Below are 21,100 nucleotides of genomic sequence, written 5' to 3' on the forward strand. Positions count from 1 at the left end.
ACAGGACAGGACCAGAACCGGGTGAGCGTCGAGCAGGACATATTCGCTCGCCCGCCCCGGTGGCCACGGCGTAAGCTGGGACATCGGTCGCGGCACGAGCCCGACCGGCACACGAGCAGCAGAACCACTGCGGAGCGGAGGGACCCCATGGCGGCGAAGAAGTCGGCGGCGAAGAAGGCCGCCCCGGAGGATGGTCCTGAGAAGAAGCTCATCGCCTCGAACAAGCGCGCCTATCACGACTACTTCATCGACGCGACCTGGGAGGCGGGCATCGTGCTCACCGGCACCGAGGTGAAGTCGCTGCGTGATCGTGGTGCGTCCCTGATCGACGGGTACTGCTTCGTCGAGGGTCGTGAGGTGTGGATGGACGCCGTGCACATCGCGCCCTACGTGAAGGGCACCTGGACGAACCATGCCGCGCGGCGCAAGCGCAAGCTGCTCATGCACAAGGCGGAGATCGAGAAGCTCGCGAGCAAGTCCCGCGAGAAGGGCTTCACGATCGTGCCGCTGCAGATCTACTTCCTCGGATCGCACGCGAAGGTCGTCATCGGCCTGGCGCGCGGCAAGAAGGAATGGGACAAGCGCCAGACCCTGCGGGAGAAGCAGGATCTGCGCGAGACCCAGCGCGCGATCCGTCAGCGCGAACTGGTCTGAGGCACTCGGCACTCGGCGCTCGGCACACGATCCGACGTCGGGTCGATGCTGCCGGGCCCGCGGGCGGTCAGCTCCGTCGTTCGAGCCGGGCGACGGTCTGCCTGCTCGATTCCAGCAGGCTCCCGTCGGATTCCCCGAGATTCTCCCGCATGAACAGAGCCCTCCGGGCATCCTCCAGGGCGCTGTCCCACAGAGAGGACGCGGCCTCCGCGGAGCCAGCCTCCTGGGCGGCGAGGGCATGGTCGAACCGGCATTTCGCGCGGTGCTGGAACACGGAGGCCAGCAGTGCCAGGGAGGACGGCGAGGTCGGATCCTCGAACCCGGTCTCCTCGGCGGCCAGGTCGAACTGTTCCTCAGCGGAGGTGAAGGCTCCCTGCCACTGCAGGACATGGGCGTACCGGGTGCGCCGCACCGCTCGCACGAGAGCCGAGTGCTCCGCCTGTTCCAGAGATCTGCGAGCGGCGATCGCCGCTTCGTCGAGCCGGCCCAGCATGCGCAGGTAGGCGACGCTCCGGGGATCCTCCGGGTTCTGCGCGCACCACCGGCTCAGCGCGTCCGGATCCTCGACGATCTCTCGCAGGGTGTCATCATCGACGGTGACCTGCACACCTGCAGCGGAGAATCCGACCATGCCCACATCATGCCACCCGTCCTCGCGGGCCGTGAGGCGAGCTGGCCCGGCTCGGGCCTGGCCGTTCACCGTGAGCTCGGGCCTGGCCGTTCACCGTGAGCTGAGGGATATTAGCTTCAGTTCGTCGAGCACTCGCGGTAGACTCGGGGGACGACGCACGGGTTCGCCCGTCGTTCGTGGTGTTTGACAACAGAAGAGTGAGTGCAAGGATGATCCCTCGGGATCGTCGATATCTGCTGCATACCCACGCTGGGGGCCGATCGGTTTCGACGGTAGTTGTCCAGCAAGGGGAAGCGGGCCGAGAACCCAGAGTCATCTCGTTAATGTCCTCTGGAAACCAATAAGTGCCGAATCCAAGCGCACTGACTTCGCTCTCGCTGCCTGATCAGCGTTAGCAGTCTGGAACCCCGGGCTTGCTTCTGACCCGGATCGTTCCATCATCTAAGAAGCCACTGCTGCCGACCCTCGTCATCGGGGAAGGATGAACACCTCAGAGTGACTGAGTCTGTCGACGACGTGTCCGTGCGAACGTCGGGACTGAGAAAACGTCAATACGGACTGCGCCCGGAGAAGCCCTAGCTCCGCACTATCGGACGCGGGTTCGATTCCCGCCGGCTCCACCATTGCACTCACTAGAAGAGGCCCCCTCACCTGCGCTGATGCGCCGGGGAGGGGGCCTTTTCCGTGTCTGGGTCCAGCTGTGGGGCCAGCTGATCTCCCAGTCGGCCCCACAGCTGCATGCTCAGCGGGCGTCGTACGTCAGCCCGTGACCCAGTTCGTAGCGGCTTCCGTCGGCGTCCACATAGACGTAGGGGCGCCCGTCCATATGCTGCTCCTTGGCGTAGCCCGGCACATCGTTGGGGGAGGCGCAGCGACCGTCCTCGTCGACTGCGATCGCGTCGGCGTCGATCGGGAACGTGATCGGGAGGCGTCCGCTGGGCGAGTAGCCGCCGAGCACCGCGTCGACCATCGTCACGTAGTCGGACTCGAACCCGATGAGCAGGCCGTCGGCCAGCGGCTCGATCACATCGAGCAGCCACGGATACATCGCGTTCAGCCCGATGACCATCGTGTCGACGCTCTCCCGGATCTGCTGCACCTTGGCGATGTCCACGTGCGAGTGGTCATCGATCGCGAGATCGGCGATCCCCACGAACTCGAAGTAGGCACCCACGAACGGCTTCATGAGCACGATCGCGACATCAGCGCGGCGGAAGTCGGTGATGAAATCGACCTCGGGATGCGCCTGTTCGAGACGGCTGCGCAGCGCATCCAGCGACTTGACCGTGATCCCCTGCTCCATGAGCTCGACGTAGACCGTCTTCCCTGTGAGCGAGGCGGGGCGCAGCGGCAGGGTCGCGTCGTGATTCTTGGCGAGCACCACCGAACGACGGTGTGCATCCGCCGCCGCGGTCGCCTCGGCGCTCGCGACCACACGGTCCGCCTCCTCGGGGTCTGCGTACGGGTTCTCGAAAAGACCGAGCGCGAAGAGCTCCTCGAGCAGCATCCGGGCCGCTTCGTCGAGCCGCTGCGAGGTGAAGTGGCCGCTCACGAAGGCCTCCCGCACGGACGCGATGTCGTTGGTGTCGGCGAACATGTCCGTGCCGGCCATGACGGCTCGCCCCACGCGCTGCGCCGTGGTGAGCTCCTCGACGCCCCAGGCCATCTTGGACAGCACCCCGGAATCGGAGTTGATGTAGCCGCGGTGGCCCATGGTGCGCAGGAGGTCGAGCACCTCGCGGTTGAAGGCGAAGCCGACCTGCTCGAACTCCGTGAGCCGTCCCTGCGGGGTCGAGGACTTCTCCTCCGACGGGATCGCGTAGTACGGCATGATCGAGGAGGTCCCGGCGTCGATCGCGGCCTGGAACGGGGGCAGATGGTACTGCTCGAGCGACCCTGGCGTGGGGTAGATGTTCAAGCTGCCCTCGACGTAATGGGGGTCGGTGCCGTTCTCGCGGGCGCCGCCGCCGGGGAAGTGCTTCGTGGTCAGGGCCACGCCGTCGGCCGACGGACCCGCCTCGCCCTGGAAGCCGCGCACGAGCGCGGACATCGCGCTCGCCACGAACTCCGGGTCCTCGCCGAAGGTCCCGTGCCCGCGGAACCACCGCGGATCGGTGAACACATCGGCCATGTACATGTAGCCCTTGCGCAGGCCCGAGGCGACCCACTCGGCGCGGGAATGCTCGGCGAAGGATTCGATGAGCTCGATCGAACCGGTCGCCGCGAGTCCGAGCGTGCCGGGCCACTGGGCGAACGGCTGATCCTGCGGAGTGCCGCCCATCTTGAAGCCGCCGGCCTCGTTCTTCGAGTTCGCGGCGACCACCACCGGGATCCCCCAGCGGGTGCCCTCGGCGACCTCGTTCATCGCGTTGATCCAGGTCGCTATCCGGGAGCCCGTGGGCTCCTCGCGCATGATGAAGTGCCGCATGTTCAGCGACTCGATCATCTGCGTGGTGCCCTCGAAGGGGATGCCTGCACTCGTGTGCGGATCGAGCTTGATCGGCAGGTACTGCTCATCGAGCACCCCGTCGTGGCTCGTGAACTCCGGGTTGTGCTGGGAGATGCCCATCGGCCGGGAGCTGATGACCATCAGGCCGATCTTCTCCTCGGGCGACATCCTCGCGACGAGATCCGCTGCACGCTCGGCCGGGTCCAGCCGCCAGTCCTCGAACGGGGTGAGCTCGCCGTCGCCGTCGAGGTCCCGGAAGCGCAGCCCGTCGACCTCGATGATCTGCTTGACACGGGTGGAGAGGGGGACCTGCTGAGTCATGGGGGCTCCTGTGCGGGGGTGCTGGCATGCGGTGTTGCTGGCATGCGGGGGCGCTGGCGTGCGAGTGCTGGGGGAGAGGACTGGTGGTTCGAGGGCGGTGCTCAGCCGGTGATGAGCGGCTCGAACCCGAGGGAGACCAGATGCTGCCGGCTCATCGCGAGGGAGTCGAAGATGTCCCGGCCATAGGTCTGGTCCTGCTCGATGAGCAGGTAGCGGGCACCGGAGGCGATGCCCTGGTCGATGACCCGTTTCCAGTCCAGGGTGCCCTCGCCCACCTCGGCGAACTGCACGATCCCGCCGCCCCAGTAGTCCCCGAAGGCCGAGCGGTCCCCTCCGGCGGCAGCGTCGAGAACCTCCGCAGGGGGCATGGCGATCCGGTAGTCCTTGAGGTGCACGAGGTCCAGGATCCCGTCGAACTCGGCGAGGGTGCGCTCGGGGTCCTTGCCGCCGCGCTGCACCCAGTGGCAGTCGATCTCGTACCGCAGGTTCGGGGCCTTCTCCCGCAGCTGGTCCAGCAGGGTGACGCCGCCGAGCTTCGCGAACTCGATGTGATGGTTGTGGTAGCTCAGCTGCAGGCCGGCATCCGCCATCCGGCGGGCATACCCATCGGCCTCGCGTGCGAAGGCGTCGAAGGATTCCTGGGAGGCCATCGCACTCATCGGCATCATCCCGATGCGGAGCAGCTCGGTTCCCAGCCGTCGAGCATGCTCGACGTGCAGATCGAAGTCCTTCTCCAGGGTGAGTTCCTCGCTGTCCGCGGGAGCCGACGTCTTCGCGGAGATGGCGGCGTACTCGATGCCGAGGTCCTCTCGCGCGGCGACCATGCCGGCCACGTTCTCCTCGGTCATCGGGATCTGGGAGACCTCGACGACGTCGAACCCGGTGTCCTTGACCCGTTGGAGGACGGGAAGGATCCCCTCCTCGGCGACGTGGTCCTTGAGCATCATGAGCTGGATGCCGATCCGTGCCATGCGAACCTCCTGGGGTCGATCCGGGCTGCGTCGCCCGGTGAGCAGGAGCGTCCTGCCCGTCGCGTGTCCCTCACGGTATCCAGCGGCAGGGGAGTCCTCGGAAGTTTGCCGAAGGTTGCCCCTCGCGGACCGGCTGGTCTGCGAGGACCCGATGTCCTCCGACACCGATGCCGCCCGAGCCGGCTGAGCCGGGCGAGCCGGCTGAGCTGGCCGAGCCAGCCGTGCCGTGCGTGCCGGGCGAGCCTCGTATCCTGGGGTGATGTCCAGGACAGATGAACCGTCCGCTGCCCGAGCCGGGTCCGATGCGTCGGCCATCGAGCGGGCGGCTCCGTCCTCGGAGCATCCGACTGCCGCAGTGGCGGGGCCGATGCCTCCTCCCGCCGATCTCCCCGTCGACATCGCCCGTGTCCATCGGATCTCGGAGCGCTGGGTCCCGGAGCCCGGGGTCCCGTGGGAGAGATGCACCTGGGACGTCGGAGCCCAGTCCCTCGGCGAGGGATGGGACAACGTGCTGTGGCCGGTGGGCGAGCTGGACGGACAGCTGCTGGTGGCACGCGTGGCCCGGCGGGCCAGCGCACGAGCGCTGCTGTCGCGGGAGGTGCTCGTGCTGCGCGTCCTCGCGACGCAGGCTTCCGAGCTGACGATGCAGATCCCGGTACCCCTGGCGACCGGACCGGACGCCGTGCTGATCCCGTGGATCCACGGGACGACCGCTGCCGCGGTGTCGGAGGACGGGCGCTCGGTCGTCGCCCGGGCGCTGGCACGCATGCTCGGACAGGTCCACTCCCTCCCGGTGCCCTCGATCGATCGCAACCCCGTGCGCGGCGTCCCGCTCGCCGGGCGGGCCGACGCCTTCGCCGAGGACCTCCGGCGGGCGGGCCTCGACCCGGAGCGCTGTCGGCGCGCACTCGCCCGCTGGGAGCAGGGGGTCTCGGCGCCGGTGTGGCATCACCATGACCGGCTGCTGCATGGCGACCCGCATCCGGGGAACGTCGTCGTGCCCGACGGTCCAGGCCGCATCGCACTGATCGACTGGGGAGATGCCACGACCGGTGACCCCGCGAGCGACCTGGGCGCTCTGCTCCTGCATGACCCGTGGGCCGACGTGCTCGACGACTACCGAGCCGCAGCGAGCTGGCCCGGACTCGAGGACGACGAGGTCTGGGACGCGATGACACGTCGCGCACGCGCGTGGGGAACCCGTGTGGCGCTCTCCCTGTGCGGGGCCTATGGCCCGGACCATCCGCTGGGTCGAACCGGACACCGAATGCTGGGGATCTGAATACTGCGGGGGCCAGTGGACTGTTGAGGGTCTGAGGGTCTGAGGGTCTGAGGGTCTGAGGGTCTGAGGACCTGAGGACCGCTGGGAGGCTTGTGGACCGCTGGGGGAGCGAGGACTGCTGGAGGAACGACAGCTGCGGGAGAGGACTTCGGCGTCGTGATCAGGACGCGGCGTCGAGGGCAGATACGGCAGTGATCTCCTGGAGACCGGCCGGGGCGTCCGCCAAGCGCTGGCGGGCGAGCTCCGGACCGCGGCAGATCCTCTCCCGGGACGCCGACAGATCGGTGAGGACCGTGGCGGGATCGACAGCGAGGATCGCATCGGTCGAGGGGACCTCATCGATCCAGTACACGTCCGCGATGCTCAGCATCCGGTGGGCTGACAGGTCGAATCCGTGCATGCCGTGCTCATGGGCGATCTGTGTGAGCAGCGCGATCGCGCGTCGGTGCGGTCCCCGCAGGACGGGCAGGAAGACGTCCGCCGTGGAAGAACCGGCGACGTCGCCGTCGCTCCACGGGCAGGCTGGCTCTCCGGCGGGATCCTCGGTGCCCTCCGGCTGCTCCGACAGCTCCGGCAGTTCCGGCAGCTCCGCCAGGACGGCAGCGACGAAGCGGCGCATCTCGGGCACCGGGGGCGGCCTGAGCCCGGTCGTCTGTCTCCTGTGCTGCGCGGCGTAGATCCGCGTGTGGAGGTCGGCGCAGGCCGATTCGTCGTCGGCCGGCACCGGCCCTGTCCAGAATCCGAGGCGATAGATCATGACGGGGATCTTCCGCCATCACTCCTCGCCGAGGGACGGCGCATGCACATCGTGCAGGTCAGGCGGGAGCCCGACCGTTCCTCCCCAGCGATTCAGCGCATCGGTGACTCGTCGATCCTGTGGATCGACGGTCCGGCGTGATGCCGGGTCTCAGCCCTGCACAGCCGTCCGGGAGGCGATGAAGGCCTGGACCGCGGCCTCGATGTCGGCCTCCGTATGGGCGGCGGAGAGCTGTACCCGGATGCGGGCCTTGCCCTGGGGGACCACGGGGTAGGAGAAGGCGGTGACGAACACGCCGTGGTCGAGCATGGCGTCCGCGATGCGACCGGCGAGCGCGGCATCGCCGAACATCACGGGCACGATCGCGTGCTCGCCGTCCAGCAGGTCGAAGCCCTCCTCGCTCATCCGGCGCCGGAACAGCTCCGCGTTGCGGAAGAGGGTCGCGCGCAGGTCCGCGCTGCCGGCGACCAGCTCGAGCGCGGCCAGGGTGGCGGCGACGATCGACGGAGCCAGGGAGTTGGAGAACAGATAGGGGCGGCCCTTCTGACGCAGCATTGCGACGATCTCGCCGCGCCCGGAGACATAGCCGCCGCTCGCCCCGCCCAGGGCCTTGCCGAAGGTCCCGGTGTACAGATCCACCCGGTCGGAGACTCCGAAGTGCTCGGGGGTCCCGGCGCCGGTGGCACCCATGAAGCCGACGGCGTGGGAGTCGTCCACCAGCACCAGCGCGCCGTACTCGTCGGCGAGATCGCAGATGCCGTCGAGGGGAGCGAGATAGCCGTCCATGGAGAACACGCCGTCGGTGACGATGATCGTGCGCCGGGCGCCCGCTCCGTCGTTCTGGGCCGTGGTCGCCTCCAGCTGCGCGCGCAGGTCCTCGAGGTCGGCGTTGCGATAGCGGTAGCGGGCCGCCTTGGACAGGCGGATCCCGTCGATGAGCGAGGCATGGTTCAGCGCATCGGAGATGATTGCGTCCTGCGCGCCGAACAGCGGCTCGAACACCGCGCCGTTGGCGTCGAAGCAGGAGGAGAACAGGATCGTGTCCTCGGTGCCGAGGAAGGCGGAGACGGCCCTCTCGAGCTCGAGGTGCAGATCCTGGGTGCCGCAGATGAACCGCACCGACGCCATGCCGAAGCCCCGCTCGTCCAGGGCCTTCTTCGCGGCGGCGAGCAGATCCGGATGATCTGCCAGCCCCAGGTAGTTGTTGGCGCAGAAGTTCAGCACCTCCGCGCCGTCGCGGCCCAGCGGCCCGGCGGTGATGCGGTTGCTCTGCGGGGTCGAGATGACCCGTTCGTGCTTGAAGGTGCCGGCCTGCTCGATCTCGGCGAGCTCGGCGGTCAGCTGGTCCTTGAGGTCCGTGTACACGGTGGTCCTTCCATCGAAGTGCGAGGGATGAGGGTGGGTGGGGACGTGGGTGTGCGCGAGAGCGCGGGCAGAGCAGGGTTCCCCGGCGTTCAGCCGATGGTCTCCCAGTCCAGCAGGACCTTGCCGCCACGGCCGGAGCGGGCGATCTCGTAGGCCGATTCCCACTGTGAGGCGGGGATGACATCGGAGACGGTCGCGAGCACCCGTTCGCGCAGCAGCGGGCTGGTGGAGATCATGGCGCTCATCGCGTTCCAGGTCTCGTACATCTCCCGGCCGTAGATGCCCTGCAGGGTGAGCATGTGGGTGATGACCGTGGTCCAGTCCAGCTCGAAGTGACGGGCCGGCAGTCCCAGCAGGGCGATCCGGCCGCCGTGGTTCATGTTCGAGATCATCTCCTGCAGGGCGCTGGCCTGGCCGGAGATCTCCAGGCCCACGTCGAAGCCCTCCTTCATGCCGAGCTCGCGCTGCGCCTGGGTCATCGTGGTCGTGGCGACGTTCAGCGCGAGATCCACGCCGCCCGCACGCGCCATCTCCAGGCGATGCTCGTGGACATCGGTGATGGCGACATAGCGGGCACCAGCATGCCGGGCCACTGCGGCGGCCATCAGCCCGATCGGTCCGGCGCCGGTGATCAGCACGTCCTCCCCGATGAGGGGGAACTTCAGCGCCGTATGGACGGCGTTGCCGAAGGGGTCGAACAGGGCGCCCAGCTCCGGGGTGATCACGTCGGTGCGGCTGTCGTGCTCGTGCACCCACACGTTGAGGTGGGGGATCACGACGTATTCGGCGAAGGCTCCGTCGCGCTGCACGCCGACGCTGCGGGTGCGGATGCACATCTGCTTGCGGCCGGCGCGGCAGTTGCGGCACACCCCGCACACGACATGCCCCTCGCCGGAGACCCGATCGCCCACGCGGGCGTCGGGGACCTCGGAACCCACCTCGACGACCTCTCCGTAGAACTCGTGGCCGGGGGTGAAGGGGACGGTGTCGCACATCGCCTGCGCGGAGTCGTCCCAGCCCAGGATGTGCAGGTCGGTGCCGCAGATCCCGGCGCGCAGCACCCTGATCTTCACGTCCCAGGCGCCGCAGTCCGGCTCGGGGACCTCGGTCAGCGTCAGCCCGGGGCCGGACTCGGTCTTGCGCAGTGCACGCATCATCGCGGCGGTACTCCTAGTCGGTCGTCGGGCCGCGGCGGCAGGCCCGCCCCCGATGGTAGACGGGTCGGTGGCGCGGATCAGCCGAAGCGGTGGGCTCGCCCTCGTGCCCGGGCCGGTCGTCTGCGAGCATGGGCTCGTCCCGTGACGGAGAGCACCGACCCGGAGGGCGCCGACGTGGCGTGCACCGACGCGAGTGCCGCACCGCTGCGTGGCACTGCCCATCGGCACTGTTCATCGACGTAGCAGATCGGCACCTCTCTTCGACCGTCAGGAGCAGCCATGGCAGCACTGATGCTCGCCTATCCCGGGACGGGCCTGTGGAGCGTGCGCAACTCCCCGGCGGATCGGGTGCCCAGTCACGGCACCACGCTCTTCGCCACCGCGCACGCGATCGATCTGGTCCCGGTAGGGGCCGACGGTCGCACGGCGCCGTTCGGACTGCGGGCCCTGCTGCGTCCCGAGCCCGCCGACCGCTTCCCCGGCTTCGGCCGCACCGTGCTCGCGCCCGTCGCCGGGATGGTCGTCGCGGTGCACGGCAGCTCGCCGGACCACCCGGCGCATCGTGGGCTGCCCTCGTTCGGCTACGCCCTCACCCAGCGACGCCGGGCGGCCGGGGGATGGGGTGCGCTGGCCGGGAACCACGTGATCCTCCGCACCCCGGGCGGGGAGTTCGTCGCCCTGTGCCACCTGCGCCACGGCTCGCTCCGTGTGCGCAGCGGGGAGCGGGTCCAGGTCGGCCAGGAGCTCGGGGAGTGCGGGAACTCGGGCAACAGCATGGAGCCGCACGTGCACCTGCAGGCGATGACCAGCGCCGATGCGTCCTCGGCCGAGCCGATTCCCGTCGTGCTCCCCTCCGGGCTGCCCCGCAACGGGTCCGTGATCGATGCGGGGTGAGGGCGCCGCCTCGATCCTGTTGCGCCCTCGCGTGGTGCCCTCGGGCGATATTCCAGGGCGCGGCGCGGCGGGTGCCGCTTAGAGTGGTGAACCATGACTGATCGCCCCTCCGCCCCGGAGCAGACCGTGCCCTCCGGCCCGAGGATCTCGTATCCCGCCGAGCTGCCCGTCTCCGGGCGCCGCGAGGACATCATGGAGGCGATCCGCGAGAACCAGGTCGTCGTGATCGCCGGCGCCACCGGCTCGGGCAAGACCACCCAGATCCCCAAGATGCTGCTCGAGCTCGGGTACGGGAAGAAGAATCGGCTGATCGGCCACACGCAGCCCCGGCGGATCGCCGCCCGCTCCGTCGCCCAGCGCATCGCGAGCGAGCTCGGCGAGAAGCTGGGGGAGGGGACCGTCGGCTTCCAGGTGCGCTTCACCCGCGAGACCGGCCGTGGCACCCGGCTGAAGCTCATGACCGACGGCATCCTGCTCGCCGAGATCGGTCGCGACAGGCTGCTGAAGCGCTACGACGCGATCATCATCGACGAGGCCCACGAGCGGTCCCTGAACATCGACGTGATCCTCGGCTACCTCCGTCAGATCCTGCCGCAGCGACCGGACCTGAAGATCATCATCACCTCGGCGACGATCGATCCCGAACGCTTCGCCGAGCACTTCGGTTCCGCGCTGCCCTCCGGCGAGCGGACGAGCGCCCCGATCATCGAGGTCTCCGGTCGTACCTATCCGGTCGAGATCCGCTACCGCCCGCTCGTGCTCGAGGCGGAGATCGAGGAGGACGACGAGCTCGAGGACATCCACTCCGTCGAGCGCGATCTCACCCAGGCGATCACGGAGGCGGTCGACGAGCTCGCCGCCGAGGGCCCCGGGGACATGCTCGTCTTCCTCCCCGGGGAGCGGGAGATCCGCGAGATCTCGGAGGCGCTCACCGCCCATCTCGAGCAGGGACGCAGGGGCCGCACGGCGCTGCCGGTGGAGGTGCTGCCGCTGTTCGGCCGTCTCTCCGCCCAGGATCAGCAGAAGATATTCAGCCCGCCCCCGTCCGGCACCTATCGCCGGATCATCCTGTCCACGAACGTCGCCGAGACGTCGCTGACCGTCCCCGGCATCGCCTATGTCATCGACGCCGGCCTCGCCCGCATCTCCCGCTACTCCCAGCGCACCAAGGTGCAGCGCCTGCCGATCGAACCGATCTCGCAGGCCAGCGCGAACCAGCGCTCGGGACGCTCCGGGCGAACCTCCGCCGGCATCGCGATCCGGCTGTTCTCCGAGGAGGACTTCGAGGGCAGGCCCGAGTTCACCGAACCGGAGATCCTGCGCACCTCGCTCGCCTCCGTGGTGCTGCTGATGACCTCGCTGGGGCTGGGGGACGTGGAGTCCTTCCCCTTCGTGGAGCCGCCCGCCTCGCGCGCCATCACCGACGGTGTGCGCCTGCTCGACGAGCTCGGGGCGATCGAGGCCGCTCCGGGCGAGCCCGGCGGCCGCCGCCTCACCCGCGTCGGCACCGCGCTGGCCCGCTTCCCGCTGGACCCCCGCATGGCACGCATGCTCATCGAGGCGCATCGCCTCGGCGCGCTGCGCGAGGTGCTGATCATCGTCGCGGCGATGTCCATCCAGGACCCGCGCGAACGGCCGCTGGGCCAGGAGCAGCAGGCCAAGGAGAAGCACAAGCGCTTCGAGGACGAGACCAGCGACTTCCTCGCCTACCTCAACCTCTGGAACCATCTCCAGGAGCGCCGCAAGGCCCTGTCGAACTCCGCATTCCGCCGCGAGGTGCGCTCCGAGCACCTGCACTACCTGCGGATCCGGGAGTGGTGGGATCTGCACTCCCAGCTCAAGGACATGGCCAAGGACTCGGACCTCTCGCGCAACGACAGCGACGCCTCCCCGCAGGCGATCCACCAGGCGCTGCTGTCCGGCCTGCTCTCCCACGTCGGTCTGCAGGACGACCGCACCCGCGAGTACTCCGGCGCCCGCGGCGCCCGTTTCGCGCTGTGGCCGGGATCGGCGCTGGCCAAGAAGCGCCCTGATTACGTGATGGTCGCCGAGCTGGTGGAGACCTCACGGCTCTGGGGCCGCACTGCGGCCCGCATCGACCCGGCCTGGGCGGAGGAGATCGGCGCGCATGTGGTCAAGCGCTCCCACTCCGCGCCGCACTGGTCCTCGAAGCAAGCCAGCGCCATGGCGCACGAGAAGGTCACCCTCTACGGGGTGCCGATCGTCGCGGACCGCGTGGTCGGCTACGGACGCATCGACCCCCCGGCCGCCCGCGAGATCTTCCTCCAGAAGGCCCTGATCGAGGGCGACTGGCGCACCCGCCACCACTTCTTCCGGGACAACCGCGCCCTGATCACCGAGCTCGAGGAGCTCGAGGCGAAGACCCGACGCCGGGATCTGCTGATCTCCGACGAGCAGCTCTTCCGCTTTTACGACGAGCGGATCCCCACCGAGGTCGTCTCCGGCGCCCATTTCGACAGCTGGTGGAAGAAGCAGCGCCACCAGACGCCGGACCTGCTCACCCTCACCGAGAAGGATCTGCTGGATGCCGATGAGGGCGTGGCCGAGGCGATCGAGGCGGACTTCCCCGACACCTGGGTGCAGGGCGACATCACGCTGCCGCTGAGCTACTCCTTCGGGGACGTGGGCGCGAAGGGCACCGACGGGGTCACCGCCACGATCCCGCTCGCGGTCCTGAACCGCCTGCAGGACCGCGGCTTCGACTGGCTGGTCCCCGGAATGCGCGAGGAGCTGGTCACCGAGCTGATCCGCTCGCTGCCCAAGACGATCCGCCGGCACCTGGTTCCCGCGCCGGACCGCGCGACGTCGGTCGCCGCGACGCTGCACGACGACGACCCCGACGCCGGGGAGGCCTTCCTCGAGGCGGTCGCCGACGAGCTCGTGGCCCTGCCCGGCGTCCCGGACGACCTGCAGCTCTACGGCGCCGAGTTCGACACGGCGAAGCTCCCCGCTCACCTGCGGATGCATTTCCGGGTGGTCGACGACAAGGGCCGCGAGATCGGCTCCGGGGACGGCCTGGAGACGCTCAAGGACCAGCTGAAGAAGAGGGTGGACGCCTCGGTCACCGCGCAGGCCGACGGCCTCGCCCGGAAGGACGTTCCCGGGTTCCCCGAGGACGGCGTGACGATGATCCATGAATCCACGGTGGGCGGGCTGAAGGTCACCGGCTATCCCTCGCTGGTCGCGCGCCGAGGCGCCGACGGCCGGCTGGAGAGGGTGGACCTCGCCGTGCTCGCGACCGCCGACGAGCAGGCTCTCGCCCATCCGCAGGGCGTGATCGCCCTGCTCGACCGCGATCTCGGCTCCGATCTCTCCGCCGTGCTCAACGCCCTGCCCAATCCGACCAAGCTCGCGGTCGCCGGATCGGACTACGGGTCCACGGCGGCCCTGCTCGCAGATGCCTCCCGGGCGGCGACCGTGCACCTGGCCGGCTCGGCCCAGGTGCGCACGCGGGCGGAGTACGACGCGCTCGCGGCGACGGTCCGTGCACGCCACGAACAGGTCGCCGCGCAGGCGGTGAAGGACGCCGCCGCCGCGCTCGCGGTCAACGCGAAGCTGGCCAAGGAGCTGGGGAGGGCCCCGTCGCTCGCGGTGCTGTCCCACCTCACGCAGATTAAGGAGCACGCCGCCTCCCTGCTCGGGAACGGGTTCATCTCCCGCACGGGCATCGACCACCTGCCCGACCTGCGCCGCTACCTCGAGGCCGACGCGATGCGGCTGGACAAGCTGCCCGAGAACCCGCGCCGCGACGAGCAGCTCGCCTGGCAGATCCGCGACCTCGAGCAGCACTGGGCCACCGCGAAGGCGAAGCTGTCCGCACGGCGCCGTGCCGAGCCGGCGGCCCGGGAGATCGACTGGCTGATCGAGGAGTTCCGGGTCAGCCTGTTCGCACAGACCCTGGGCACGAAGCAGACGGTCTCCGACAAGCGCATCCGCAAGGCGATCGCCGACCTCGGCTGAACTCCGGAGGCCGTGCCGCTCCTCGTGGGTCGTGGGCGGTGTGCGCCTCGGCGTCAGCACAGAGCGTGGTGCGCGGCACGCCGGGGCTGTCCCCGCGGTCACAGTGCAGAACTTTTACAACTCCTCTCGGTGCGGTCGGCCCGGCGGAGTCGGAATCCCGGCCCGACGCCCGATGCGCGGCGACGACCAGGAGCGATGCCCCGAACCCACGGTCACAGCGCAGGTCGGGTTCAGGTCAAGGCGATGAAAAGACCGATGCCGTTCTCGCCCCGTGCTCCGGACCAGGCCCTTCACGCGCCGTGATCATCTCGTTACGTTGGCACGGCCCGGAGCGAACCGGGCGGCTCCCCCTGCTCCCGCACCGTGTAAGGACCTCTGCTCCATGGCTGACTCCCTGACCGCTCCGCTCACCCGTCGTCGGCTCCTGCTCGCCGGCGCGCTCGGCCTCGCGGCCGCCACCTCGGTGGCGACGATCGCCCCTGCCAGCGCCGCCGACGAGGAATGGACCGAGGAGTTCATGACCCGCCCGGAGACTCGCGAGGGCTTCCTGGTCGACGACATGGACGACTGGCAGGTCGACAACGCCCGGTTCATCATCGCTGTGTGCAAGGGACACGGTCTCGGCGAGTCCGCCACGGTGATCACGCTGATCACGGCGATCGTGGAGTCCTGGCTGTACAACTACGATCCTGCCGTGGACGCCGATTCGGGCGGCCTGTTCCAGCAGCGCCCGTCGATGGGCTGGGGAACCGCCGCCGAGGTGCGCCACAAGAAGAAGGCGGTCGACGCCTTCCTCGGGCTGTCCGAGCATTCGCAGAACGCGGGCCTCACCCAGCTGGTCGCGGATCCCGAATCCTGGGATCCGGGCACCGCGGCGCAGACCGTGCAGTCCTCCGCCTTTCCGGACCGCTATGCCGAACAGGTCGCCAACGCGCGACTCCTCTGGCAGCGCCACGCCGCCGACGTGGACGCCTTCACCGACTGATCGGGACCAGGACCGAGCTGCTCCGCGACGGCACGACGCCGTCTGTCACGGAGGAGGGACCGTGCCTCGGCACGGCGGTGTCCCCGGTCGTGGGGCCAGGAGTGATGTGGATGTCCGGTGAGCGTCGGAGCGGCGCGCCCCCACAGACCACGTGACGTCGTTACGCTGAGCCCATGTCACCGTTGCCATCTGTGAGTTACTCCATCACGATCCGACTCGAGTTCGCCGCGCGATCCGCCGCGGTCAGCGACATCACCAGCAGGATCGAGAAACGCGGGGCCACGGTCACCGCACTCGATGTCTCGGCCTCCGGGCCCGAGCGGATGCGCGCTGATATCACCGTCCTCACAGCGGGTCACGATCACGCCATCGAGGTCGTCGACGACCTCAAGCAGGTCGAGGGGGTCGAGCTCGGGAAGGTCTCGGACCGCACCTTCCTCGCCCACCTCGGCGGCAAGCTCACCGTCGAGTCCAAGCTGCCGATCCGCCACCGTGACGACCTCTCGATGATCTACACCCCGGGCGTCGCCCGCGTGGTCAAGGCGATCGCCGAGAACCCCGAGGATGCCCGCCGCCTGACCATCAAGCGCAACACCGTCGCCGTGGTCTCGGACGGCTCCGCGATCCTGGGACTGGGCGATCTCGGACCGCTCGCCGCGATGCCGGTGATGGAGGGCAAGGCCGCCCTCTTCAAGCGCTTCGCCAACATCGACGCCTTCCCGATCTGCCTGGACGCCCACTCGGTCGACGACATCGTCTCCCACGTCAAGGCGATCGCCCCGGTGTTCGCCGGCATCAACCTCGAGGACATCTCGGCGCCCCGCTGCTTCGAGATCGAGGACCGGCTGCGCGCCGAGCTGGACATCCCCGTCTTCCATGACGATCAGCACGGCACGGCGATCGTCGTCGTCGCCGCGCTGCGCAACGCCCTGCGCGTAGTGGAGAAGGACATCTCCACAGCGCGGATCGTGCTCTCCGGCGCCGGGGCGGCCGGGACGGCGATCCTGCGGCTGCTGCGCGCCGCCGGCGCTCGCGACGTCATCGTCACCGACATCGACGGGATCGTCCACGAGGGGCGCGAGCAGCTCGAGGGCCGCCTGCCCTGGATCGCCGAGGTCACCAACCCGCGTGAGCTGACCGGCACGCTCCACGATGCGGTGGCCGGGGCCGATGTGTTCATCGGTGTCAGCGCCGGGGACATCCTCACCGCCGATGACGTCTCGACGATGGCCGAGCGATCCATCGTGTTCGCGATGGCGAACCCCACCCCGGAGATCGATCCGGCCGAGGCCGCCAAGTACGCCGAGGTCGTCGCCACCGGGCGCAGCGACTTCGCCAACCAGATCAACAACGTGCTGGCGTTCCCGGGCGTCTTCCGCGGGCTGCTCGATGCCCACGCGACCCGTGTCACCGATCGGATGCTGCTGGCGGCCGCGAAGGCGCTGGCCGACGTCGTCTCCACCGAGGAGCTCAACCCCACCTACATCGTGCCGAGCGTCTTCCACGAGGGCGTCACGAAGGCGGTGGCCGCGGCCGTCGAGCAGGTTGCGCGGGAGGACGCCGGGACGATCGACACGATCACCGGTGCGATGCCCGCGATCTACGCGGACGAGATCACGCTGGAGCGCTGAGCCTGCGGGCAACCCGCCCTCGGGATCCACGATCCGAGGAAGCACGGTCCCAGGACGGACGATCCTGTGATGCACGATCCCGGGCGGCAGGTCGGCGCGGCGCGCACCATGCGGTGGGCGCCGCGCCGTCCGTGCGCCTGGAAGATGCACCGGGCGGCGTGCACGAGGCGGCGCAGCTGGGGTGGGGGACCCCGCGAGGGCAGGATCTCGCGATGCGTAACCGGGTTACGTAATCCAGTTTCTTTGTGTAGCTTGCTGACATGTCGTTCGTGTCACAACCTCTCACCGGCCTCGATCGGGTGCTCGCCGCCCCTGATCTCCTCCCTGCAGGCAGGATCGGGCTGCTCACCCACTTCGCCGCCGTCACGCAGGACCTCGACCGCGGGGTCGACGCGCTTCGTGCTGCGGGGATCGACCTGCGCTGCCTGATCTCCCCGGAGCACGGGTACTGGGGGACCGGACAGGCCGGCACCGGCAACGACGAGGACCGGGACCCGGCCTCCGGCCTGCCGGTGCTCGACGCCTACGAGCTGCAGGGCCGGGAGCTCGAGAACCTGGTCGCTGGTGCCGATATCGACCGGGTGGTCGTGGATCTCCAGGACATCGGCTGCCGGTTCTACACCTACATGTGGAGCATGACCGACGTCATGGCCGCCTGCGCGGCCCTCGACCTGCCGCTCACCGTGCTGGACCGGCCCGCCCCGCTCGCCACCACGGCGCTCGGCCCGGGCCTCGACCCGCGCTGCTCGAGCTTCGTGGGCCGGTTCGGCGTCCCGCTGCGCCATGGCACCCGGATCGGCGGCATCGCCCGCACCATCGCTGCGGACCACCTGGAGCATCCGCTGGACCTCCAGATCATCGAGGCGCCCGGGGCCGACGGCACCGCGCCGTGGGTCGCGCCCTCCCCGAACATGCCCACGCTGACCACGGTCGCGCTCTACCCCGGCACCGGCCTGCTGGAAGGCGCCGCCCTGAGCGAAGGGCGCGGCACCACCCGCCCCTTCGAGGTCTTCGGGGCACCCTGGTGCGGTCCGGAGCTCACCGCCGCGCTGCGTGAGCTCGACCTGCCGGGGGTCCGCTTCCGCGAGTCCAACTATCGCCCCACCCACAGCGCGTTCGTCGGCGAGCGCGTCCAGGGGGTGCAGGTGCATCTGCGGGCCGACGCCGACCCCGCCGGCTTCGATCCTCTGCGGATCGGTCATGCGATCCTGTCCACCGTCGCCCGGCTCTACCCCGACCAGCCGCTCTGGCGCGAGGCAGCGCCCGGCCGACCGGAGTTCATCGATCTGCTGTGGGGCTCGGCCGCTCTGCGGGAGGGCATCGCCGACCATGCCGACTACGAGGAGATCCTGGCGGCGTCCCCGGCCCCGATCGAGCTGCGGCGATGAGCCCCGCGACACCGACCTCCCCGGCGGTCTCGACCCCCGGTGTGCACCTGCGCACCGGGCTGCGCCCCGGCGACGTCGACGCCCTGAGCGCTCTGACCTCCACCTCCCGGACCGCGGTGCTGGGCACGGGACTGATGGCGGACCTCCTGGCCGCCGGACGTGACAGCGACACGGTGGTGATCGTCGCGGAGAGCGCGGACGGTCCGCTCGGCTACGTCCATCTCGACCTCTCCGCACCGGACGGATCGGCCTGGCTGGTCAGCGGCGCGGTCGATCCGACTCATCGTCGCCGGGGTATCGGGAGCGCGCTCCTGCAGGCCGGGACGGATGCCGCTCGGGAGCGAGGAGCCCGTGGCCTGCGTATCAGCGGCCGCCCGCACGGCTATGCCGCCCCCGGGGTCGATGCCGACGCCGACCCCGGGACGGCGGCGTTCCTCGAGGTCCACGGTGGCCGTCCCGCCGGCTGCGCGCTGGCCATGCACCGCACGCTCCACGATCTCGAGCCGGCCCCCCGGCCGCCCGAGATCGGCATCCGTGCCTGCACCCAGCAGGACCTCGAGGAGCTCTGCGGAATGGTCCGCGAGCACCTCGCCGCGGACTGGGCCGAGACGCTCCGGGCCCACGTCGAGGGCGGCGGGGCGACGGAGCGGATCCTGCTGGCCCGCAGCGCGTCGCACGAGCTGCTCGGCGTCGCCTGCTGGGGTGCCGTCGGCCGCGATCCCACACGTTTCGGACCCTTCGGAGTGTCCCCCGCGGCCCGGGGCCGGGGCGTCGGTGGCGCGCTGCTGGACGCCACCCTGCTCCACATGGCCGGGTCGGGCCTCGGCCACGCCTGGTTCCAGTGGACCGGGCCGGACTCGCCCGCGCATCGCCTCTACACCTCGCGAGGGTTCACCTCGCTGCGCACATTCACGTCGTACACGGTGCCCACGGATCACGGAGACGTGATCCGCGCACAGGAAGGAACCACCCGATGACACCAGAGGTCACCCGCCGAGCACTGATGCTCGGCTCCGTCGGTGCCGCCGGCACGGCGGCGCTCGCCGGCTGCTCCGGGAAGGACGCGGCGGGCGCGGACCTGCCGCTGCGGATCCACGCGAACGACTCCACCACCTTCCAGCCCAATTTCAACCCCTACGGCGGCGTGCCCCTGCAGGGCGCGAGCGGTCTGATCTACGAGAACCTCCGGCTCGCCACCGCCATGACCCCGGGGGAGTCCGAGCCCTGGCTCGCGACGGAGCTGGTCTGGAACGAGGGGGGCACCGAGCTCGTCCTCACCCTGCGCGACGACGTCCATTTCGTCGACGGAGAGCCGCTGGACGCTGACGACGTCGTGTACACATTCCTGATGCACCGTGACTTCCCGGCCACCAACACGGTGGCCCTGGGCGTCGTCGACGCCACCGCGGTGGATCCCACGACGGTACGGATCGAGTTCGAGAGCACGTCCTTCGCCCAGGAGTCGGACATCTGCACCCGGCCGATCGTGCCCGAGCACGTGTTCTCCGCCTTCGAGGACCCCTCGACGGAGCAGATCGCCGAGCCCATGGGCAGCGGCCCGTACCGGCTCGAGCGCTTCTCCGACCAGCTGTACACCTTCGTGAAGAACGACGAGCACTGGGCGGCCGACGAGTTCGAGCCGCGCGAGCTCGCCTGGCCCTCGTTCACCACGCAGACCATGAACACCGCCCTGCAGGCCGGGGAGATCGACTGGTCCGGCGGGTTCATCGCCAACATCGACAAGATCTTCGTGGAGCACGACCCTGAGAACCGTGGCTACTGGTATCCCGGCAACGGCACCGTGAACCTCACGCTGAACCTCGAGAAGGAGCTGTTCCAGGACCTCGAGCTGCGGCGCGGGATCAGCCTGGCCGTGGACCGGCAGGAGATCGCCGAGATCGCGTACATGAAGTACTTCGGACCACCCCACCCCACGGGGCTGCCCCGTCCCACCTATGAGGAGTTCATCGCCGAGGAGTACCGGGACCTCGAGTTCGAGGTGGATGTCGAGAAGGCCGAGACGGTGCTCGACGACGCCGGGTACCCCCGTGGCGAGGACGGGACCCGGGTCGCCCCCGACGGCACCCCCCTCGTCTTCGACTTGCCGATCCCCTCGAGCTACAACGATTGGGTGACCACGAGCCAGATCCTCGGTTCCCAGCTGCGGAAGATCGGCATCACGCTCACCCCGCGCGGCATCTCCTTCGAGCAGTGGCTCGAGGCGCGCGACACCGGCAACTTCGACATCACCATCTCCACGGCCGGGGCAGGGCAGAACCCCTGGTACCTCTACCGCTCGATGCTCTCCTCGGAGTACCGCACCGAAGGGGACGAGCCGGTGGTCGCGAACTTCCAGCGCTGGTACGACGGCGAGACCGACGAGCTGCTGCGCACCTTCTCCGACACCGACGACGAGGAGGAGCAGCGTACGGCCGTCGAGGGCCTGCAGCGGATCATGATCGAGCAGATGCCCACGCTGCCGATCGTCACCGCACCGAACTGGTTCAACTACAACACCGAGGTCTGGACGGGATTCCCGAACGAGGACGACCCCTATGCGCTGGGAGCGCCCGTGCAGAACGCCGACCGGGTCATGGTGCTGCGCAACCTGACCAGGACCACGAACTGAGGCGG

General features: G+C 69.5%; 15 protein-coding genes and 1 other RNA gene. 10 read left to right on the top strand and 6 right to left on the bottom strand.

The genetic code is table 11. The features are described from left to right. Positions 1 to 147 precede the first annotated feature (147 nt). Positions 148 to 654 carry an SsrA-binding protein SmpB gene (smpB, locus tag ACT3UL_RS09105; RefSeq protein ID WP_444577932.1) on the top strand — a complete coding sequence of 169 codons (507 nt, stop codon included), beginning with the start codon at positions 148 to 150 and terminating at the stop codon, positions 652 to 654. A 67-nt stretch (positions 655 to 721) separates the two neighbouring features. Here the strand turns inward: smpB and ACT3UL_RS09110 are convergent, their stop codons facing one another. After that, positions 722 to 1,285, bottom strand: coding sequence for a hypothetical protein (locus tag ACT3UL_RS09110; protein ID WP_444577933.1), 564 nt, complete (start codon positions 1,283 to 1,285; stop codon positions 722 to 724). A 252-nt stretch (positions 1,286 to 1,537) separates the two neighbouring features. Between ACT3UL_RS09110 and ssrA the strand changes: the two genes are divergently transcribed. Then, positions 1,538 to 1,908, top strand: a transfer-messenger RNA (tmRNA) gene (gene ssrA / locus ACT3UL_RS09115). Between the two features lie 119 nt (positions 1,909 to 2,027). Here the strand turns inward: ssrA and ACT3UL_RS09120 are convergent. Then, positions 2,028 to 4,055, bottom strand: a complete 2,028-nt coding sequence (locus ACT3UL_RS09120; RefSeq protein WP_444577934.1) for a glycoside hydrolase family 3 N-terminal domain-containing protein — start codon at positions 4,053 to 4,055, stop codon at positions 2,028 to 2,030. A 101-nt stretch (positions 4,056 to 4,156) separates the two neighbouring features. After that, complete coding sequence (locus ACT3UL_RS09125; protein WP_444577935.1) at positions 4,157 to 5,026, bottom strand: sugar phosphate isomerase/epimerase family protein; 870 nt, start codon at positions 5,024 to 5,026, stop codon at positions 4,157 to 4,159. A 259-nt stretch (positions 5,027 to 5,285) separates the two neighbouring features. Here ACT3UL_RS09125 and ACT3UL_RS09130 point away from each other — a divergent pair, with 259 nt between their 5' ends. After that, positions 5,286 to 6,308, top strand: coding sequence for a phosphotransferase (locus ACT3UL_RS09130; RefSeq protein WP_444577936.1), 1,023 nt, complete (start codon positions 5,286 to 5,288; stop codon positions 6,306 to 6,308). A gap of 160 nt (positions 6,309 to 6,468) precedes the next feature. Here the strand turns inward: ACT3UL_RS09130 and ACT3UL_RS09135 are convergent, their stop codons facing one another. The 3 genes from ACT3UL_RS09135 to tdh all read right to left on the bottom strand — a co-directional run bounded on the left by ACT3UL_RS09135 (position 6,469) and on the right by tdh (position 9,584). Further along, positions 6,469 to 7,065: a hypothetical protein gene (locus ACT3UL_RS09135; RefSeq protein ID WP_444577937.1), complete on the bottom strand. Its 597-nt coding sequence runs from the start codon at positions 7,063 to 7,065 to the stop codon at positions 6,469 to 6,471. Positions 7,066 to 7,215: 150 nt separating this feature from the next. Next, on the bottom strand, positions 7,216 to 8,430 hold the full coding sequence (locus tag ACT3UL_RS09140; protein WP_444577938.1) for a glycine C-acetyltransferase: 1,215 nt from the start codon (positions 8,428 to 8,430) through the stop codon (positions 7,216 to 7,218). An 89-nt stretch (positions 8,431 to 8,519) separates the two neighbouring features. After that, entirely contained in the window at positions 8,520 to 9,584 is a 1,065-nt protein-coding gene (gene tdh, locus ACT3UL_RS09145; RefSeq protein WP_444577990.1) for an L-threonine 3-dehydrogenase, read from the bottom strand. A gap of 282 nt (positions 9,585 to 9,866) precedes the next feature. On the opposite strand from tdh, the gene ACT3UL_RS09150 reads away from it, so the two are divergent. The 7 genes from ACT3UL_RS09150 to ACT3UL_RS09180 all read left to right on the top strand — a co-directional run bounded on the left by ACT3UL_RS09150 (position 9,867) and on the right by ACT3UL_RS09180 (position 21,095). Further along, positions 9,867 to 10,481: a M23 family metallopeptidase gene (locus tag ACT3UL_RS09150; RefSeq protein ID WP_444577939.1), complete on the top strand. Its 615-nt coding sequence runs from the start codon at positions 9,867 to 9,869 to the stop codon at positions 10,479 to 10,481. Positions 10,482 to 10,574: 93 nt separating this feature from the next. Beyond that, positions 10,575 to 14,462 carry an ATP-dependent RNA helicase HrpA gene (gene hrpA, locus ACT3UL_RS09155; protein ID WP_444577940.1) on the top strand — a complete coding sequence of 1,296 codons (3,888 nt, stop codon included), beginning with the start codon at positions 10,575 to 10,577 and terminating at the stop codon, positions 14,460 to 14,462. A gap of 382 nt (positions 14,463 to 14,844) precedes the next feature. Continuing rightward, positions 14,845 to 15,447 (top strand): hypothetical protein, encoded by a 603-nt coding sequence (locus tag ACT3UL_RS09160; RefSeq protein ID WP_444577941.1) that lies wholly within the window; start codon positions 14,845 to 14,847, stop codon positions 15,445 to 15,447. Positions 15,448 to 15,620: 173 nt separating this feature from the next. Next, entirely contained in the window at positions 15,621 to 17,078 is a 1,458-nt protein-coding gene (locus ACT3UL_RS09165) for an NAD-dependent malic enzyme (protein ID WP_444577942.1), read from the top strand. A 260-nt stretch (positions 17,079 to 17,338) separates the two neighbouring features. After that, complete coding sequence (locus tag ACT3UL_RS09170; protein WP_444577943.1) at positions 17,339 to 18,466, top strand: exo-beta-N-acetylmuramidase NamZ family protein; 1,128 nt, start codon at positions 17,339 to 17,341, stop codon at positions 18,464 to 18,466. Further along, positions 18,463 to 19,443: a GNAT family N-acetyltransferase gene (locus ACT3UL_RS09175; protein WP_444577944.1), complete on the top strand. Its 981-nt coding sequence runs from the start codon at positions 18,463 to 18,465 to the stop codon at positions 19,441 to 19,443. The genes ACT3UL_RS09170 and ACT3UL_RS09175 overlap by 4 nt, the downstream gene beginning before the upstream one ends. Further along, positions 19,440 to 21,095 carry an ABC transporter substrate-binding protein gene (locus ACT3UL_RS09180; protein WP_444577945.1) on the top strand — a complete coding sequence of 552 codons (1,656 nt, stop codon included), beginning with the start codon at positions 19,440 to 19,442 and terminating at the stop codon, positions 21,093 to 21,095. The genes ACT3UL_RS09175 and ACT3UL_RS09180 overlap by 4 nt, the downstream gene beginning before the upstream one ends. Positions 21,096 to 21,100 lie beyond the last annotated feature (5 nt).

It is taken from the genome of Brachybacterium sp. 107 (assembly GCF_052379725.1).
GTDB lineage: Bacteria > Actinomycetota > Actinomycetes > Actinomycetales > Dermabacteraceae > Brachybacterium.

Excerpts from the sequence above, each read along its gene's own strand:
- tdh (WP_444577990.1), bottom strand. The coding sequence starts at position 9,584 with ATGCGTGCACTGCGCAAGACCGAGTCCGGCCCCGGGCTGACGCTGACC.
- ACT3UL_RS09175 (WP_444577944.1), top strand. The coding sequence starts at position 18,463 with ATGAGCCCCGCGACACCGACCTCCCCGGCGGTCTCGACCCCCGGTGTG.
- ACT3UL_RS09170 (WP_444577943.1), top strand. The coding sequence starts at position 17,339 with ATGTCGTTCGTGTCACAACCTCTCACCGGCCTCGATCGGGTGCTCGCC.
- smpB (WP_444577932.1), top strand. The coding sequence starts at position 148 with ATGGCGGCGAAGAAGTCGGCGGCGAAGAAGGCCGCCCCGGAGGATGGT.
- ACT3UL_RS09125 (WP_444577935.1), bottom strand. The coding sequence starts at position 5,026 with ATGGCACGGATCGGCATCCAGCTCATGATGCTCAAGGACCACGTCGCC.
- ACT3UL_RS09165 (WP_444577942.1), top strand. The coding sequence starts at position 15,621 with ATGTCACCGTTGCCATCTGTGAGTTACTCCATCACGATCCGACTCGAG.
- ACT3UL_RS09130 (WP_444577936.1), top strand. The coding sequence starts at position 5,286 with ATGTCCAGGACAGATGAACCGTCCGCTGCCCGAGCCGGGTCCGATGCG.
- hrpA (WP_444577940.1), top strand. The coding sequence starts at position 10,575 with ATGACTGATCGCCCCTCCGCCCCGGAGCAGACCGTGCCCTCCGGCCCG.
- ACT3UL_RS09135 (WP_444577937.1), bottom strand. The coding sequence starts at position 7,065 with ATGATCTATCGCCTCGGATTCTGGACAGGGCCGGTGCCGGCCGACGAC.
- ACT3UL_RS09110 (WP_444577933.1), bottom strand. The coding sequence starts at position 1,285 with ATGGTCGGATTCTCCGCTGCAGGTGTGCAGGTCACCGTCGATGATGAC.
- ACT3UL_RS09150 (WP_444577939.1), top strand. The coding sequence starts at position 9,867 with ATGGCAGCACTGATGCTCGCCTATCCCGGGACGGGCCTGTGGAGCGTG.
- ACT3UL_RS09160 (WP_444577941.1), top strand. The coding sequence starts at position 14,845 with ATGGCTGACTCCCTGACCGCTCCGCTCACCCGTCGTCGGCTCCTGCTC.
- ACT3UL_RS09120 (WP_444577934.1), bottom strand. The coding sequence starts at position 4,055 with ATGACTCAGCAGGTCCCCCTCTCCACCCGTGTCAAGCAGATCATCGAG.
- ACT3UL_RS09180 (WP_444577945.1), top strand. The coding sequence starts at position 19,440 with ATGACACCAGAGGTCACCCGCCGAGCACTGATGCTCGGCTCCGTCGGT.